The sequence below is a fragment of the Deltaproteobacteria bacterium genome (assembly GCA_016874775.1).
In the GTDB taxonomy this organism is placed as follows: Bacteria; Desulfobacterota; Binatia; order Bin18; family Bin18; genus VGTJ01.
Genome location: VGTJ01000142.1, coordinates 1 through 17,110 on the forward strand (window position 1 = coordinate 1; position 17,110 = coordinate 17,110).

Here is a 17,110-nt window from a genome sequence, read left to right on the forward strand (position 1 = left end):
GTCGCCCGCGTTCATCCAGCTCTTCGACCAGACTTCGATACTTAGACCGAAGCCAGCACACAATGGTCTCGTCTCTCATCCCTGCTCTTGTGCAGAGGCTCTCCACTCCGGTCAATCACTATTGCGGTAAGTTGTTTCCTGCCACCGCCTTAGTACCTCTTCCTTCATCACGCAACATCTGTCACGCTCAATGCAAATCACACTGTGTTCCCCATTTCATGCCCTACGTTTCAGACGCTCCATTCCGGTCTTCACTCTGCATTTTTCACTGAGAGAAGCGCTTCTTCCGTATTCCCAACATCCGAATAGAATAGTGCTTCACCAAATTTCTCCTTACCAAAGGTTTTGAGCACTTCTTGGACTTTGGCCGAGAGTAAGAAATTAGCGAAAGCTTGCCCGCCAGCCGCGTTAATCTTGGGAAACTTCTCCGCATTTACTTCCATCACGTGATAGATGTTCAGGAACGCCGGGTCACCTTCGAGCAAAATGCTCAACCCGATGATCTTCTGAAAGGCGAGATAGGTCGCCCGGTCAGTAATGACATAGGCTTGTTTCTCACCAGCAATAGCTAGCGTCTTGCCCATCCCTTGCCCAGCTTGGAGGTACCACTCGCCCTCGGGTTTGACGCCAGCAATCCCCCACAGCTTCATTTCCAGTTTATGGGTACCGGAATCATCACCACGAGGGATAAACGTCGACTTCGTTTCAGCAATCTTCTTGAGTGCCTCAACTGCTTTTTTCACTTCTTTTACTTTCACTGGACCGGCTGTTGGGCCAGCAAGAAGAAACGTGTTGTGCATCAGCAAGCGGCGATTGATGAGCGAACCTTCAGAAACATACTTCTTCTCAGCATCCGGTGCATGCGCCAGGATGACATCAGCTTCACCACGTCCAGCCATAGCCAGCGCTTGCCCTGTCCCAACCGCAATCGCTTTCACGCGATAACCGGTGTCTTTCTCGAACATCGGGACGATCACATCCAGCAGCCCAGCATCTTGTACGCTCGTGGTCGTCGCAAAAATCACTTCCGGTTGAGCAGGAGCCGCAGGCTGAGCAAAAGAACAGGTTGCAGCAAACAACAAGAGGACAACAAGAGGACCTCCAAGCCGACGTTTCATAATCCCTCCACGCACCATTACAAGTGCGCGGACAGTCGCTACCATGGGACTCTAGAACTGTCAATGAAAGTCAGATAATTTTCCTTTTTATAGTACGAATTCGTTATTTTTTGTTAATTTTTTCTCACAGAGCACAAAAATGCCAGAGACACTACTCAACACTCGCGAGGTCGCGGCGTACTTACAAATCAACGAAAAGCAGGTCTATCGCCTGGTCCGCACGGGAAGAATTCCGTGTACACGCGTCACCGGGAAATGGCTGTTCCCACAAACTCTCGTTGAAAAGTGGATACAGCGCAGTGCGCAAACCAAAAACCTCGGCACCACGCGCCCGATGGCAGTCGCCGAACGCTTTGGTCTTGATCGTGGCCTCCTGACTGCCGGCAGTGATGATCTTCTTTTTGGTGCGTTATTGGAACTCACTCGTCTGCGCTTTCCTGAGTATCTCGTCTACACTACCAACCTCGGGAGTTTCGGTGGATTGGATGCGTTAAAGAACGGCAAAGCGCACGTTGCACTCGCTCATCTTCGTGATCACACAACCGGAGAATATAACACACCGTTCCTGACGCAGCAGTTCGCCGAAGGAACAGTCGTTGCTATCACCTTATGGCATCGCCGGGTAGGATTATTGTCGCGCACCGATGGACCACAGGTCACGTCATTTGCTGACTTTCGTCGCCGCAAAGTCCACTTCGTCAATCGCCAACGTGGCTCTGGCATACGTTGGCTGATTGATCAACACATCGAAACCAACAAACTCAAAGTGAACCACCTCAAGGGCTACGACACCGAAGTGTGGACCCATTGGGAAGTCGGACTCCAGATTCTGCGTCGATATGCGGATGTTGGAGTTGCCACCGAAGCTGTCGCCCGGTTGTTAGGGTTGATATTCTCACCACTTGTGCAAGAGCGGTTTGACCTGGTTGTGCTCAAAGATCACTATTTCACCAAGCCCATCCAGGCACTTTTACAAGTATTGACTTCAGACGAATTGCAACAGAAAGCCACCACGCTGGGTGGGTACGATACGCGGGAGGCAGGGACAGTGGTGTTTCCGGCATAAACAACAAGAAACGCTCGTCTCGTTGACTTACTCATTATGCGTGTATAATCGATCTTCATGGATCATACAGATTTCACATACACGGCCCCTTTGGAGTACGGAACGGATGGAACCATTCGCATACATGGTTCTCGCGTCACGTTGGATTCTATCATTCATGCCTTCCAACAAGGGGCAACAGCAGAACAAATTCAGGATAGTTTCCCGTCTGTCAACTTGCAGGCTGTCTATGGTGCAATTGCGTACTATTTGGAGCAACGAGAGAAGATAGATGCATACCTCAGAGTGCAAGAGCAAGCAGCACACTCGCTCAGGCAAGACGTGGAAAGTCGCCCAGAGGTTTCCACTTTTCGTGAGCGAATTCGCGCGCGCAGGACGCAGAAGCAGTCACACTGAACTATACCTTTCCCCACTATGCTGCGTTTGTTGATTGATGAGAATTTCGATCAGCGTATTTTACGCGGACTTCGATTGCGTTATCCAAACCTCGACTTCGTGATTGTTCAGAATACGCCTTTGCAAGGGGTAAAAGATCCTCCCTTACTGGCTTGGGCCGCCGAACATCACCGCATTCTCGTCACCCATGATCTCAAAACTATTCCCCGTTACGCCTACAATCGAGTTGAAGCAGGGGAGCCAATGCCTGGTATCATTGCAGTCCCTGACTCCTTAGCTATTGGGCAAGTCATTGAAGAAATCGTCACACTCCTCGATTGTAGCGAACAAAGTGAGTGGACGAATATGGTAATTTACTTACCCTTGTGAGGAGCTATCTAATGAGCGAAACAAAACCCAACTGGCGCGAGCATGGCGTTCGTATTGTCCATAGCGATCAACTCGATCTTAACACCCCGCAAACCCCAGGCATGACGCGGGCGGCAGCGATTACCCATGCAACTGCTGGTACCAAGAAGCTATGGGCAGGCACGGTCAAAATTGAACCGAATGTGAAGACCGGAGCACATCATCACGGCGAGTTAGAGAGTATGATTTATGTCGTCAGTGGCAAAGCTCGTATGCGCTGGGGCGAGAAATTGGAATTCTATGCCGAAGCTGGGCCTGGAGATTTCATTTATGTCCCACCCTACGTGCCACATCAAGAGATTAACGCCAGCCCAGAGCAACCGCTGTCGTGCGTGTTAGTGCGCAGTGACCAGGAGCCGGTTGTGATTAATCTTGATATTCCTGTGGTTGAAGAACCGGTGGAAGTGACAGGGAGAGATGCGTTTCACCAGAAGCCAAATTAAGAAGCTGGGGTAAAAGGGGAAATGGGGAAATGAGAAAAATATGCTGCTTGCTTTTATCCTCCTTTTATCCCTGTTTTTCCTGTCCCCCGCAGCCCGCCCATCGTTTCGCTGTCCCATCCACGTCGACATTCCAGCAATGGAATAATGCGTTCACCAAAAGTGCGAATGCCCGAAACCCACTCTGGCCAGCTGAACAGTAAACCTTCGATGTTCGGGTCAGTGGCAATCGCATCAATCTTACGCGCCACAGCCTCGTAGGAACCAACCAGCGCGGGGAAACCCATAAACGCCATGTTCGCCACTTCAATATCACCAGCGAGCAACCCTGCATCGGCCGATGCAGATTCACGCAGTTGTTCAGTCGTACCGTCTTTCACTGAGTCGAGTGTTGCTGACTTCACCATGTTCTGAATCGCTGCCACATCGCCTTGCGCAGCAATCGTCTTGGCCTTCTGCCACGCAAGATCATCAGTTTCGTCAGCGACCAAATGCAACAGGGCAAACGTCCCAACGCGCGTTTTGTATTGTGTCGCCTGTTGGTGCAAATCTGCAGCAAGGCCCCGTACTCGTTCTGGCGCCGCCATCGCAAAGCTATAACCACCAATCTGTGCAACAAACTTGCGCCCAGCGCTCGATTGGCCTGCTGATACAATTGGAATCTCATGGGCTGGGGTCGGCAGACAGCTGCAATCAGCGAGATCGAAGAAGCGGCTCTGATGCGTCACTCGTCCATCTTTCCACAAGGCACGAAGGATCTGCACATAATCGAGCGCATACTCATAACGTTGCAGGTAATACTCATCGCCGCGCCACAATCCCATCTGTTCGTATTCAGGCTTGTTCCACCCCGAGACAATGTTCAACGCCGCGCGTCCATCACTAATGTCATCTAACGTCGACATCATGCGCGCCACATAGGCCGGATGCAGGGCAAGAATTGTAACAGTGGGAATCAAACCAATCCTATTTGTGACACTCGCCAAAGCTGACATCAGCGAGAACGACTCCATGCATGCGTCCCAATAGCCGGTCTCACCACCGAAGCCGCGAAACTTCATCATTGACAAGACAAAATCAAGACCTTGACGTTCAGCTTCAATAGTAACGGCTTTATTGAGTTCCCAGGTCGGCAAGTACGGAGGGATAGCTTTACTCATGATGTAACCGTTACTGCCGTTGGGTAAGAAGACTCCGAATTTCATGGCGAGGTTCCTCTGGTGTTGTTCGTTGTGTTTCTCAGCAGTGTGATGAACACAGCGGGAGGAGTTAAGAAATCTAAACCGATTTTCAGTTGGCTATTCCTCTAACATCACCCTCACCCGTACTCGCTACGCTTGTACTACCCTCTCCCTGCCAGGGAGAGGGATAGGGTGAGGGTCGAGAGTTGAAGAATGGTGAAGCTCCCTTTACGCCGGCACTGGCCTTGCTCGCTGATTGTACAGCAACTTGCGCAGGCGCTCCTGCTCTTCCTTAGGAAGTTTAGTCATGTCCATTTGCCATTCGTTGCCGACGGCCATACCTTTTTGTACCGCAGGACGTTCGGACAGTTCATCAAGCCAGCGCTTGGTGTACTTGAACTCCTCAATATCCTGTCCCTGTGCTTTCCATAGCACTGCCCAGGGGTAGCAAATCATATCAGCTATGGTGTAGGTGTCACCAATGAGATAGCGATTCCTGTATAACTGATTGTTAAGCACCCCAAAGATGCGGTTCACTTCATCAGTAAACCGTCGCACGGCATAGGATTGGTCACCTTGGCTCTCTCCCAGACGGCGAAAATGGCCACATTCACCGCTTTTTGGTCCCTGGTTGGCCATCTGCCATATCACCCATTGATTGACATCGTAGCGACTGCGGACATCCTGTGGATAAAACTTGCCCGCTTTTTCGGCGATGTACATCATGATCGCGGCAGACTCAAAGATGGTGATCGGGGCACCACCTCCTAGGGGTTTATGGTCAACCAGCGCAGGCATGCGATTATTCGGGCAAATCTTCAAGAATTCGTCGGTGAACTGATCTCCGCGACCAATGTTGCATTGCACCACGTTGTACGGCATCCCACACTCTTCTAATAAGATCGTCACTTTCTTCCCATTCGGTGTAGGCCAATAGTGTAGATCGATCATACAACCTCCTTTTTTTTACTTCGGGCGTTTAAGGAACCTCCCGTTCACCCTTCGATCCTTCGACAAGCTCAGGGCTCAGGGTGAACGGGTTTGCTCTCAATACCGGTAACACTTTCCGTTCATGCTGAGGGTGTCGAAGCATGAATCTTCTTTCTCACACTCCCTTATCTATACCGCGGCAACACATGTTTTCCGAAAGTCTCCACTTGTCGCTTCACTTCGTCGAGTGGCAGAAAGCCTTGGTCACCTTGCCAGACGAGCCACTCAGGGTGCACGTTTTCCACCATCGCATCCATGCTGCGGCGCACATCGTCAACACTCCCAAGGTAGGTGAAGTCAGCACGTTCCATGCGTTGAATGCTGCACTCTTCTGGCGGCAACATCATTTTTCCGCTCGGCCACTTTGCTTCATCCGCAGGCTCACGCCATGCTTCAAAGAAGCCAAAATGATAGAAGAACTTGCGGAACGCGACACCACAAATACCTTGTTCTGCTAGCGCCCGTGCCTTTTCTTTATTCTCAGCAAAATACATCGCCCGCAACACGCCGACGCTTTCGCCGAGCTTGACGGTACGTCCGGCTTTGGTTGCTTCTTCGTGATACGCTTCGACTAACTTGCGCACTTGCGGCGGTTGCGAAATCAAGATCGTCGGCGTAATCCCTTCACGTGCACACCAACGCACGGTTTCCTCACTAATAGAGAAGGCTTGGAACAATGGCGGATGGGGCCGTTGATACGGCTTCGGCACGACATTGATCTTTTGGATACGCCCCTGATCATCGACTTCACCGGGGAATCCATACTCGCGAGTCCACTCATGCGCAGCCCACGGCGTACCTTCTTGGGGATACGGATATTCGTAATACTTGCCTTTGAAACGAAACGGCTCATCACCCCACGCGAGTTTCAAGAAGCGGTAAACTTCCTCAAATGCCTCGCGATTCACCCGGTCGCCTTCGCTTTTGTCACTGGCAGTGGCACCTACATGAATGAGCTGCGCCATCTGATTGAGCCAGCGGGTTTGATAGCCACGGGCGAAACCAACGAATGTTCGGCCTTTGGTCAGTTGATCAAGCCAGGCAATTTCCAATGCAAGTCGCAGCGGATTCCAGCCCGGCAGCACATAACCAATGGGGCCGACCTTGATACGTTTGGTGTTATGAATGACGTGCTGAGTAAGCACTGGCAAACTGCCAATCTCAATCCCTTCACTATGTAGATGATGCTCAGGGAAACAGACGGCATCAAAACCGACCTCCTCAGCCAGCTGGCTGACTTGAACCACTTCATCGATCATCCGCTGCCAACGTTCAGGCTGCATCGCAATTGGACGCTGCGAGCGGCGCTCTTCGATGGTTGCAGGGAGGGTTGGCAGGAAAAAGTACATTGCTTTCATAGGGTCTCCTTATGGTTGTTCGTCGAATACTAGCGTGGATCGTTCGGAAGTCGGCGTTGGGTGAAACCGACGACCATGCCGAACGCCTGCTCTGGGCCGAGCACGATTGTATCAGCGTCCTCGGTTTCGGGCTTCATCTGTTTACTTTGCAGAAACTCACGCGCCTTGCCAAGATTAAGCGTCTTGAAGATCAGTGAGTGAAAGCCCTCGCCATTTTGCTCCAAGTCGCGTCCTTCTGGGCTTGTCAGCGACTGAGGATGGATCAGTTCAATCACCGTGTCTTCACCGACGGCAACGAAGGCGCTGTGCTTGCGGCCCCGAACCTCTTCCTCATGTATCAGGGTTCCATCTAGGATGTCGCAATACAGTCGCTTTGCTTTGTTCAAGTCGCCGACGACTACACCAATGTGTGAGGCGCCCTCAATCCCTAGTGGATGTTCACGCCAGGGTTTATTTGACCAGTCCGGTTCAAAACGGGGATCTTTAGCAAAATCACCATTCAGGGCAAACTCCAACTGGCCTGGTGTTTCGCGCGGATGCGTCCAGACCGCATCCATCTTATGCGGTGGTTTCACCTGCGTACCGACGATATTGTACTGCCGCAAGTTCGCTTGATCGAGCCGTGCGGAGATTGCCTCGACATCATCGACGTACCACGCCAGGGAATGGAAATGCTGACCAAAACGGTCGTGGAATTTTTTGACTGAGAGGTTACGCAAGTTTTCCCGCTTGGCAGGCATCATCGGTTCCATGAGGACCTCACCGATCACGAGGAGTGACGCGTCGCGTCCTGCTAACTTTTCGTAACCCTTGTAGAAACGCTTGCACGAAAACACATCGTCGTACCACTTATCAACTGCGTCGAGATCGTCCACCACATGCGTCAGGTGGAACAACTTACCAATCTTGAACATGCGAGCCTCCTTTGGGCGCTACTACGCGCCACCTCGTCTAAGCGGGGCATCTGGCCCCCTACTGTGCCATGTCACGAGGGGCTCAGACAAGATGCGACAAAACTATAAAAAAAGCCGTCGTAGCGTGTGGCATTATCTTTCAGAGTTCCTTCCCCCCGTCAGGGGGGAAGGTCTTTTAGGGGTAGGCTTTTACGCTGAGAAGAGACGAGACGTCATTCCCGCGAATGTGGGAATCCAGGGAGAATAGGCAATCGTTCAGGGGTGAAGCTCCTGGATGCCCGCCTGCGCGGGCATGACGAACACGCGGCTCCTCACGAGGGGAAATCCGCGCCAATTGAGGCTTGGATAAAAAACCTACCCTTATGAGGAAGGAGAGTTGCGGTGAGACCTCCATCCTGCTGGAGGTTTTCTATAAGGGCTCTGTTTCGCAACCTCTTGACGCCACCATCAGCATCACAGTAAGGAGGAGCCTCGCGCGCACAACGCAAAGGAGGGCCGTATGAAAGTAGGAATGACCTTACAACTTACCAGCTTTAACAATAAACCAGACTCAGAAACCTATCGGGATGAACTGGCAATTGCAGATATGGCGGAAGGGCTGAACTTCGATTCCGTCTGGACTCTCGACCATCACTTTACTGGGTATGTGATGTCACCTGACCCTTGCTCATTGCTCATGTATGTGGCTGGTCGCACGAAACGCATCCAGCTTGGCACTGCGGTGATCGTGCTGCCGTGGCATGACCCCGTTGAGGTGGCAGAGAAAATCGCCCTGTTAGATACCGTCTCAGGAGGACGGACGATTTTCGGTTTTGGTCGTGGTGCGGCATCGATTGAATACGCCGGATTCCGTATTCCGATGGAAGAAGCGCGTGAACGCTTTGTCGAAAGCGCAATGATTATTCGTAAGGGACTGACGCAAGAAAGTTTCTCGTTCGATGGCAAATACTACAAGGTCCCAGAGATTCAGATTCGTCCACGAGCGATCTCGCATCCTGAGAAGCGCTTCTATGCGTCAACGATCAGTCCGGAGTCAGCAGAAATCATGGCCAAGATGGGCTTCGGCGTGTTGATCGTTGCCCAGCGCAGTTGGGAAGACACAGCGACTGATTATCGCCGCTATTGCGATGCTGCACAAGCGAATGGGCATACCCCACGGCCACCGATCGGACTCTTTAACGTGCTTGTGGCAGATGATGCGCACGAAGCTGAGGATCTCGGAGCAACGCATTTAGGAGCGATGTTCGATTCCATCGACCGACATTACAAATTTTCCGATGGTCATTTATCTGGCGTGAAAGGATACGAATTCTACGCCAAGCTCGCCAAGACCTACACCAAGCTCAGTGTCGATGAGCAAGCGAAAGTCAAAGCCATTGAGTTTTATCGCAGCTTACACGCGGCTGGAACTCCGGCGCAGGTTTTAGAAAAATTCCGCTACATTCATCACACCGTGCCACTCGAACACGCCATTGGTACATTTGCTTTCGGGGGTCTGCCGTATGCGAAATTAGAACGCAGCTTCAAGTTGTTTGCTGAAAAGGTGCTGCCGGTGCTACAGAATGATCCGGCGTTCAAACTGCCTAAGGAACAAGCGCGGTACGCTGAGATGCACGCGCAGGCATAAACAAAACAAAAAGAAGAAACGGAGAATCGGAGACAGGGAGAACCGGCGACCTCTCCCCCATTTTCTGCACCGATTCTCCGATTTCCCGGCTCTCCGATTCTGCTTTTACATTCCCCTCGCCAACGGTCCGCGCAGTAACTTCCCTGGTAGTGCACCAGTGTGTTCGTTGTTGCGCAACACGACCTGGCCGTTGACCACGGTCGCCAAGAAACCCGCCGCCTTCTGTTTGAGACGACGTGCGCCTGCAGGCAGATCAAAAACCAACTCTGGCATCATCGGTGCCACGGTGTCTGGATTGAATACGATCACGTCAGCATTCCAGCCTTCGCGTAACAACCCGCGACCACTCAATCCCCACTGCGACGCCGGAACGAAGCTGAGCATACGCACTGCTTCTTCTAAAGTCAGGGCTTGTTTCTGTCGCACCCAATAGCTCAGCAAGTGCGTCTGCAACGACGAGTCCATGATCTGTGACACATGCGCGCCAGAGTCAGAGAAGGTTACCACCGCACGCGGGTGCTTCATCATTTCTAACGCATACTCTTCATTCTCATTGACCAGTGGTTGAATGAAGAACTGCTTCATCCCTTTTTCCAGTGACAAATCGATAAACAGTTCCACTGGATCTTTGTTCTGCTCGGCAGCAATCTCGGCCAGCGAGCGAAACGGAGGCGTCGCCTTTTCCATCACGAACAACCATTTGAAATTGGCTTTGCGCGGCTCGGTCCCCACCCGCATTTTTGAGTCCTGTGGAGTTTCATACGCGGCTGCGATCAATTGCCGACGGACATCAGGATCACGCAGTTTGGCTTCTTGTTCAGCCAATGGCAGTTTGCGAATGTCACGCCACACCGGTAGTTTGTCGAATGGCGTCGTGCTCTGGAATGACAGCACCACGTTGATCGAGCGGCTATGCACCTGGGCAAACATGCGACCACCGGAAGCAACAGTATCATCAATCGTTGCCAGATATTGCCGCCACAGGTCTGGCGCCATGCGACGATGAAAGACACCAAAGGTGATAGGTACACCAGTGTCTACAGCCAGGGCTTTCAAGCGACCAAGATAATCTTCTCGTAGCTCTGGGTTAATGTCGGTATCTTCTCCAGCGATTTCAAAGATCCCAGCGCCGAGATCTCCCATCACACCGACTAACTGCCGTACTTCATCCCAGGTCGCCAAGCGACTCGCCACCGGCTGTCCATCTGGTGTCTGATGGTTACGGGTACGCGAGGTCGTGAAACCCATCGCTCCAGCGCGAATAGAGTTCTCAACCTCGCGCTTCATCGCTGCGAGGTCGTCAGGTGTCGCCGCATCGGTAAATGCCCGCTGCCCCATAACGTAGGTACGCAGGGCTGAGTGTCCAATGTAGGCCGAGTAGTTAATGCCTTTCGGTAAGCGGTCCACTGCATCGAGGTATTCTGGATAGGTCGTCCAGCTCCATTTGATGCCGGCTTCCATCGCTTCAGGGGAAATATCTTCCGCCCGTTCGAGGTTACGCATCACTAGCAGTTTGTCTTTTTCACTACATGGCGCCAGCGAGAAGCCACAGTTCCCCATCACCACGCTGGTAATACCATGCCAGCAGGAGCAGGTGCCCAATGGATCCCAAAACACCTGCGCATCCATGTGGGTGTGACCGTCAACAAAACCCGGCGTCACCACATGGCCGTCGGCGTCAATCACTTCTTTCGCTGATTCACGAATTTTACCGATCTTGGCGATCTTGCCTTGGGTAATGCCCACGTCCGCGCGAAAACGCGGCATCCCTGACCCGTCGATCACTGTCCCGTTACGAATAATAAGATCGTATTGCATGAGCCCTCCTTTATTATTCCCCATTACTTTGCGGACTTTTATCTACGCTCATGGTCCGTATCCTAGCGCTACAATGCCTCTCGTGGCAATGGACCAGGGCTTCCGGAAACTCCCTTGATCAATGGCTCCAGGTTCGCTATGGGCAACGAGGTCGGTCATGACATCTGATCGACCAACATGTCTAGTATAAGGAGGGGACAGTGACCCAAGGTCGATCCATCTTTTGTGCCTCACTACTTGTATTTTCCACCTTGGCAGCGCTGGTAAATGCCAGAGCCGCAGATACCGCCGAGCAGGCGAAAGTTCGCGACCTGCTGTTTCCGTATCGAGACGGCCCGACGAAAGTCGCTGGTATCACGGCTGGCATGACGCTCGACAAATCCAATGCTCACGTAGCAAAAGACGTGCTGCCACCAGAACTTCTCGATCGTGTTGCCGCCGGGGATTTATCTTTTACCGTACAGGATACCACGAACACTCCGTTGCGCACGGAGTATGTCGAGGCGACGGTCAACAATATCGGCAAAACCGCCTTAGGCGACAACCTGCTGCAAAACTATGAGGGTGGTTTGCCGTTTCCGCTGCTTGATCTGCAAGACCCCAACGCAGGGAAAAAAGCGGCGTGGAATTATCGCTACCGTGACCGTGGCGATAGCGTCCAATACTGGCCAACCAACGAACATCGCACTGGTAGTGGTACGTTGGAGCGGTCGGAAGCTTTTTATATCGTCATGATGTTCCGTCCCCATAAGCCCGATGCCCAGGACCGCCGTGAGGCGTGGAATCGTAGCGGCACCTACGGAAAACGCTACATGCGCATTGTTGCTCCATCTGACGCCGAAGGGAGACAAATTGTGAGTGTCACGCACGAAGACGACACACGGTTAGATGACCAGTGGGTCTATGACCCTCGCACCCGACGCACGCGCAAAGTGGTGTACAATCCGTACGAAGCACCAGGCAATGGGCAGCTCTTGTCAGAAGACACCTCCGGGTTCAATGGCTATGTGCATGTTTATGATTGGAAGTATCTTGGTGAGAAAGTCGTCCTTGCACCTAGCCCCATCAAGAACACCGCCCCAACACTCGGTGGGAGAGGCGGTTGGTATCCGGTAGATTCATGGGAACTGCGTAAAGCCATCGTGGTCGAAGCAAAGTCACCATCATCGCACCCACTTTATGGTCGCCGCCTACTGTATCTTGATACGCAAACCTACACGAACTTGTATACGTTCGCGTACGATCACGAAGACAAACACCGTCGCACGTTTCTGCAAGTGTATTTTCACCCCGAGTTTAACCCGTGGAATAATCCGGTGTGGCTCCCGCAGCTCGCCGCACAGTTATCTATGGATTACGAGCGCGATCGAGCATCGCTCTTTCAAACGCACAAAGTCGTCTACAACGCTGATCTCAATGAAACGCGCTGGTTCACTGTCATGGCTTTAATGCTCCACGGGAAATAACGGCAGTGGTACAGTCTCATGCACGTTATATGCACTTGTAGGGGCGGCCCGAAGCCTGTCCTAAGCCTGTCGAAGGATGGCCGCCCAAGAAAAGGCACCCACATTGGGGTACCCCTACTAATGTTCCTATAAACACGGAGGCTCTATGGACCGACCATTCGATCCCATTCTCGTCGAAGTCATTCGCAACCAAATCGCCGCCATCACGGAGGAGATGACCCTCACGGTCTATCGCACTGGACGCTCGGGCATGTGTAAAGTTGGCGACTTTGCCACCGCAGTGTGTGACCGTCACGGTCGCCTCGTTGGAGAAGGTGGCTCTCCTTATCAAATGTGCGTCTTCATCGACACCATGGCGGCTGTGTTGGCCAAGCATGGTAAGTCTCTCAATCCCGGAGATATCATCATCGGCAACGATCCATATTTTGGCGTGTCACACATGCCTGACATCACCTTGATTGCCCCAGCATTCTGGAAAGACAACTTGGTCGGATTCCTCATTTCGTACTCTCACCACACCGATGTCGGTGGACGCTTTGCTGGTGGCATTTCGAGCTTGTGTCAGTCCAGCTTTGAAGAAGGGGTCCGCATTCCGATGTTGAAACTCTATGACGCCGGTAAACGTAACGACGTGTTACTGGAACAGATCGTTGCGAACGTTCGTACTCCCGAAGAATGGGTTGGGGATGTTGATGCCAAGGTCGCGAGTTGTTGGAAAGGTCAAGAGCAATTTACCAAGGTACTAGATAAGTATGGCATGGAGAAGTTTGACGCGACGTGTAACTACCTGGTCGACTACTCCGAGCGTGTGACCCGTGAAGCGATTCGGCAAATCCCTTCAGGCGTGTATCGCGAAGAGACTGTATTTGAGGACGAGAATGAAGTCACGGGTGGTCCGGTTCCGCTCAAGGTTACTATCCGTATCGACGGGGACCATGCCACTATCGATTTGTCAGACGCACCGCCGCAGGTCAATGCGTCGATCAACGCTCCGTTCGTCTCGACTAAAGCCGTCACTCGTGCCCCTTTCAAATCGATTCTCCCGAGTGACGCCATCACCAATATCGGCTTTGCTCGTGCCATTGACGTAGTCGTGCCACCGGGGACGCTGCTCAATCCACGCTACCCGGCTGCAGTCGGTGGCCGTGCCTCACTCATGATGACACTGAGTAACATGGTCTATCGCGCTATTGCCAAAGCGCTCCCTGGCAGACTGGGCGGAGTCGGTGAAGGCGCAGATATGCTTCACTTCACCAGCCAGAATGGAGAGCGCTATCAGTCGTTCATGGATGTGTTCTTTGGCGGCTGGGGTGGTCGACCCCAGGTTGATGGCGTCGATGGCGCTTCACCTCTAGTGATGGGTGGTGGCTACGGATCGATGCCAGCAGAGTTGTTAGAGCGGGAATACCCGGTGATCATTGAAGGATTTGGTTTTGTGCCTGATACCGAGGGAGCAGGACAGCACCGTGGATCAGTGTCCGTGTATCGCGAGTGGCGTTTTCGCCAACCAGCCGAAGTGTTGCTACGAACCGTCGGCTTGCGCGGCTCTGAGGGACTCGACGGCGGTGGACGAGGCGGCGATGCGGTGAATATTCACCGATCCGGCGAACAACAGACCGTACTTCCTCCACAGGCACACGTGCATCTTCACGTGAAGCCAGGTGATCGCGTCTATCACAAAGTGCATGGTTCTGGTGGGTACGGCAGCGCGTACGAGCGTGATCCAGAGATGGTCTTGTTGGATGTTGTCGAGGGGAAGATCACTGTCGAGCGTGCACGAACCGTCTACGGCGTCGCCATCGATCCCGAACGGCTGACGCTCGACCACGACGCCACGCTGGCGTTGCGACGTAGCAAGCAAAGTTCCCCGGCGACGGCGGCGGATTGAAGAAGCGTCAAGTTTTCTGTCTCAGATCGGAGTGCACGACATGCGTGTACTTTACGATGAGGCAGCCCAGCTCTGTCATGCTGAGCGAAGCGAAGAATCTCTCTGAGAGACCCTTCACTTCGTTCAGGGTGACAACTCGGGGCGTCGATCCTTCGATGCCCGGCTTAGCTGCGAGTATGACTCGTGAGTAAGAGGAGGCCCAATGCGCGTCGGCTTTGATATCGGCGGTACTTTTACAGATGTCCTCGTCCTGAGAGACGATGGAAAAATCGAGACCACGAAAGTGCTCTCGCTCCTAGAGCGTGTGGGAGAAGACATTGTCGCGCTGGTACGACAGTCGGGTGCGACAGGACGTGTCGACAATTTTGTTCATGGCACGACCATTGCCTCCAACGCGGTCATCGAAGGGACGACTGCACCAACTGGATACATCACTACCCGTGGATTTCGCGATGATCTGGAAATGCGTGGAGAGCGGCGACCGAATACTCAGGACCCGCAGTGGGTCAGAACGCCACCACTGGTCGCTCGTCGGTTGCGGTTAGAGTTAAACGAACGTGTGCTTGGTGATGGAACTGTCGAGCGGCCATTGCACGTCGACGAAGCACGACAAGTGATCCGTGCTTTGGCAGCCCACAAAGTCGAAGCAATCGCCGTCTGCTTGATCAACTCCTATCTCAATCCTGTTCATGAGCAGGAAGTCGCAAAGCTGATCCAAACTGAGTTAGGTGCCAAAACGGTTGTGTGCTTGTCATCGGATATTTATCCACAAATCCGTGAGTATGAACGCGCCAGCACTACGGTCATTAACGCTTCCCTGATCCCTGTCGTCGATCGCTATCTCAATCGCCTTGAACACCAACTCTCATCCTATAGTGACCGACTGTTAGTCATGCAATCGAACGGCGGCATTATGTCGTCTGAGTTGGCGCGGCAGAAACCGGCATTCATGATCGAGTCCGGCCCCGCGGCTGGGGTGCTTGCCGCAGCACGGCTGGCTAAGGAAGTCGGTTTCGACAAGGTCCTCTCATTCGATATGGGCGGAACGACGGCAAAAGCCTGTCTGATAGAAAACGGACTCCCGTCAGAGAAAGTGGCTGGCGAGATTGGTAGTGGCGGCAACGTTTCTACCCATCAGTTCTACAAAGGTGGGCACGCGTTGCGAGTGCCATCACTCGATATTGTTGAGGTTGGTGCGGGTGGCGGCAGTACGGCGTGGATCGATGGTGGCGGTGCTTTGCGGGTCGGACCGCAGAGCGCGGGAGCCGATCCTGGGCCAGTCTGTTATTCTCGTGGCGGAACAAAACCAACAGTGACAGATGCTAACGTCGTGCTTGGCTACATGAATCCGCGGACGATTGCCGGTTCGACCATGCACATTGACCGTAATGCTGCCTGGCAAGCGATCACTCAGCAAGTTGCTGAACCACTTCGATTAGAGACGTATGCGGCTGCGTATGGCATCACCCAAATCGCCAACGCCACAATGATGCGTGCCCTGCGTGCGGTATCAACTGAACGCGGACGTGATCCGCGTGATTACACCTTGGTCTCTTTCGGTGGTGCTGGTCCTATCCATGCCGCGGCACTCGCGGAGGAGATAGAAATCACCAAAGTGCTGGTACCGGTCTTTCCTGGCCTGTTCAGTGCATTGGGGTTATTGCTGGCAGATTATCGCCACGACTACATCCGCAGTGTTGTCACACCACTCTCAGCGATTGAGCCCGGCAAAATTGCGGCTCTTTATGAAGATATGCAACAGGGGGCACTGGAAGCGATGCGTCGAGAGAGCATCACCCGCGAGCAGGTACGGTTCGAGCCCTATATCGATCTCAAATACGGCTATCAACTGCAAGAATTGACTATACCGTTCCCTGCCAATGAGCGTGCGGACAACTTATTGAATAGCCTGGCAACGCGGTTTCGTGCAGCACATGAGCAAGCCTTCGGTTACAACACTGATGATGCGATTGAAGTCGTCAGTGTCCGACTACGGGCTTTGGCTACGGTGAGCAATCTGCGTTTCGCGGACTTAGCAGCAAAGAGCCTCCCCTCGGCCTCTTCAGCATCACGCAGTGAGCCGCGCAAAGTGTTCTTCGGTGCACAACATGGCCTCCTCGAGACCACCGTTTGCCGCCGCGCTGATATTAATGGAACCCAAGCAGGCCCACTCATCGTTGAGGAACCTGACACGACCGTGGTCGTCCCTCCGGGATGGAATATCAGTCGTGACAGTTACGGCAGTTTGGTGTTAGCGAAAGTGTAGGCACCAAATGTCTATCAGAATAACTACAATACCTCGGCTGTGTCATTCTGAGTCCTCCACAGCGCGCGGCGCGGAGCGTGGAGGCAGAAACGAGACAGTGCTATGCTTGGCGGCACGGCCCCGACAAGCTAAGACCGGCGTTGCCAATGGTGCTGCAGGAGCCCATTTCTGAGT

At 53.0% G+C, this 17,110-nt stretch carries 14 protein-coding genes; 8 read left to right on the forward strand and 6 right to left on the reverse strand.

Features of this window, described 5'->3' with window-relative positions; genetic code table 11:
- Positions 1-251 precede the first annotated feature (251 nt).
- Positions 252-1,118, reverse strand: a complete 867-nt coding sequence (locus FJ147_20810) for a tungsten ABC transporter substrate-binding protein (GenBank protein MBM4258324.1) — start codon at positions 1,116-1,118, stop codon at positions 252-254.
- A gap of 139 nt (positions 1,119-1,257) precedes the next feature.
- Here FJ147_20810 and FJ147_20815 point away from each other — a divergent pair, with 139 nt between their 5' ends.
- From FJ147_20815 to FJ147_20830, 4 genes are read left to right on the forward strand one after another with little or no spacing between them, the layout of a single operon-like run.
- Positions 1,258-2,184 (forward strand): helix-turn-helix domain-containing protein, encoded by a 927-nt coding sequence (locus FJ147_20815; GenBank protein ID MBM4258325.1) that lies wholly within the window; start codon positions 1,258-1,260, stop codon positions 2,182-2,184.
- A 57-nt stretch (positions 2,185-2,241) separates the two neighbouring features.
- Positions 2,242-2,580, forward strand: a complete 339-nt coding sequence (locus FJ147_20820; protein MBM4258326.1) for a DUF433 domain-containing protein — start codon at positions 2,242-2,244, stop codon at positions 2,578-2,580.
- Positions 2,581-2,598: 18 nt separating this feature from the next.
- Positions 2,599-2,949, forward strand: coding sequence for a hypothetical protein (locus FJ147_20825; protein ID MBM4258327.1), 351 nt, complete (start codon positions 2,599-2,601; stop codon positions 2,947-2,949).
- Between the two features lie 11 nt (positions 2,950-2,960).
- A complete protein-coding gene (locus tag FJ147_20830; GenBank protein ID MBM4258328.1) occupies positions 2,961-3,431 on the forward strand; it encodes a cupin domain-containing protein in 471 nt (156 codons plus the stop codon).
- Positions 3,432-3,484: 53 nt separating this feature from the next.
- Here FJ147_20830 and FJ147_20835 read toward each other — a convergent pair whose 3' ends face one another.
- From FJ147_20835 to FJ147_20850, 4 genes are all read right to left on the reverse strand, one after another.
- Positions 3,485-4,633: an LLM class flavin-dependent oxidoreductase gene (locus FJ147_20835; GenBank protein ID MBM4258329.1), complete on the reverse strand. Its 1,149-nt coding sequence runs from the start codon at positions 4,631-4,633 to the stop codon at positions 3,485-3,487.
- 204 nt (positions 4,634-4,837) lie between these two features.
- Positions 4,838-5,560 (reverse strand): glutathione S-transferase family protein, encoded by a 723-nt coding sequence (locus tag FJ147_20840; GenBank protein MBM4258330.1) that lies wholly within the window; start codon positions 5,558-5,560, stop codon positions 4,838-4,840.
- A gap of 164 nt (positions 5,561-5,724) precedes the next feature.
- Positions 5,725-6,957 (reverse strand): LLM class flavin-dependent oxidoreductase, encoded by a 1,233-nt coding sequence (locus FJ147_20845; protein MBM4258331.1) that lies wholly within the window; start codon positions 6,955-6,957, stop codon positions 5,725-5,727.
- Between the two features lie 29 nt (positions 6,958-6,986).
- The gene (locus FJ147_20850) at positions 6,987-7,871 is read right to left on the reverse strand and encodes a hypothetical protein (protein ID MBM4258332.1); all 885 of its coding nucleotides are present in this window, start codon (positions 7,869-7,871) and stop codon (positions 6,987-6,989) included.
- Between the two features lie 499 nt (positions 7,872-8,370).
- Here FJ147_20850 and FJ147_20855 point away from each other — a divergent pair, with 499 nt between their 5' ends.
- Positions 8,371-9,498 carry an LLM class flavin-dependent oxidoreductase gene (locus tag FJ147_20855; GenBank protein ID MBM4258333.1) on the forward strand — a complete coding sequence of 376 codons (1,128 nt, stop codon included), beginning with the start codon at positions 8,371-8,373 and terminating at the stop codon, positions 9,496-9,498.
- Positions 9,499-9,603: 105 nt separating this feature from the next.
- Here the strand turns inward: FJ147_20855 and FJ147_20860 are convergent, their stop codons facing one another.
- Positions 9,604-11,340, reverse strand: coding sequence for an amidohydrolase family protein (locus tag FJ147_20860; protein ID MBM4258334.1), 1,737 nt, complete (start codon positions 11,338-11,340; stop codon positions 9,604-9,606).
- A 176-nt stretch (positions 11,341-11,516) separates the two neighbouring features.
- On the opposite strand from FJ147_20860, the gene FJ147_20865 reads away from it, so the two are divergent.
- The 3 genes from FJ147_20865 (at position 11,517) to FJ147_20875 (ending at position 16,936) form a co-directional block, all read left to right on the forward strand.
- A complete protein-coding gene (locus tag FJ147_20865; protein MBM4258335.1) occupies positions 11,517-12,782 on the forward strand; it encodes a DUF1329 domain-containing protein in 1,266 nt (421 codons plus the stop codon).
- A 145-nt stretch (positions 12,783-12,927) separates the two neighbouring features.
- Complete coding sequence (locus FJ147_20870; GenBank protein ID MBM4258336.1) at positions 12,928-14,670, forward strand: hydantoinase B/oxoprolinase family protein; 1,743 nt, start codon at positions 12,928-12,930, stop codon at positions 14,668-14,670.
- Positions 14,671-14,872: 202 nt separating this feature from the next.
- The gene (locus FJ147_20875; GenBank protein ID MBM4258337.1) at positions 14,873-16,936 is read left to right on the forward strand and encodes a hydantoinase/oxoprolinase family protein; all 2,064 of its coding nucleotides are present in this window, start codon (positions 14,873-14,875) and stop codon (positions 16,934-16,936) included.
- Positions 16,937-17,110: the final 174 nt, after the last annotated feature.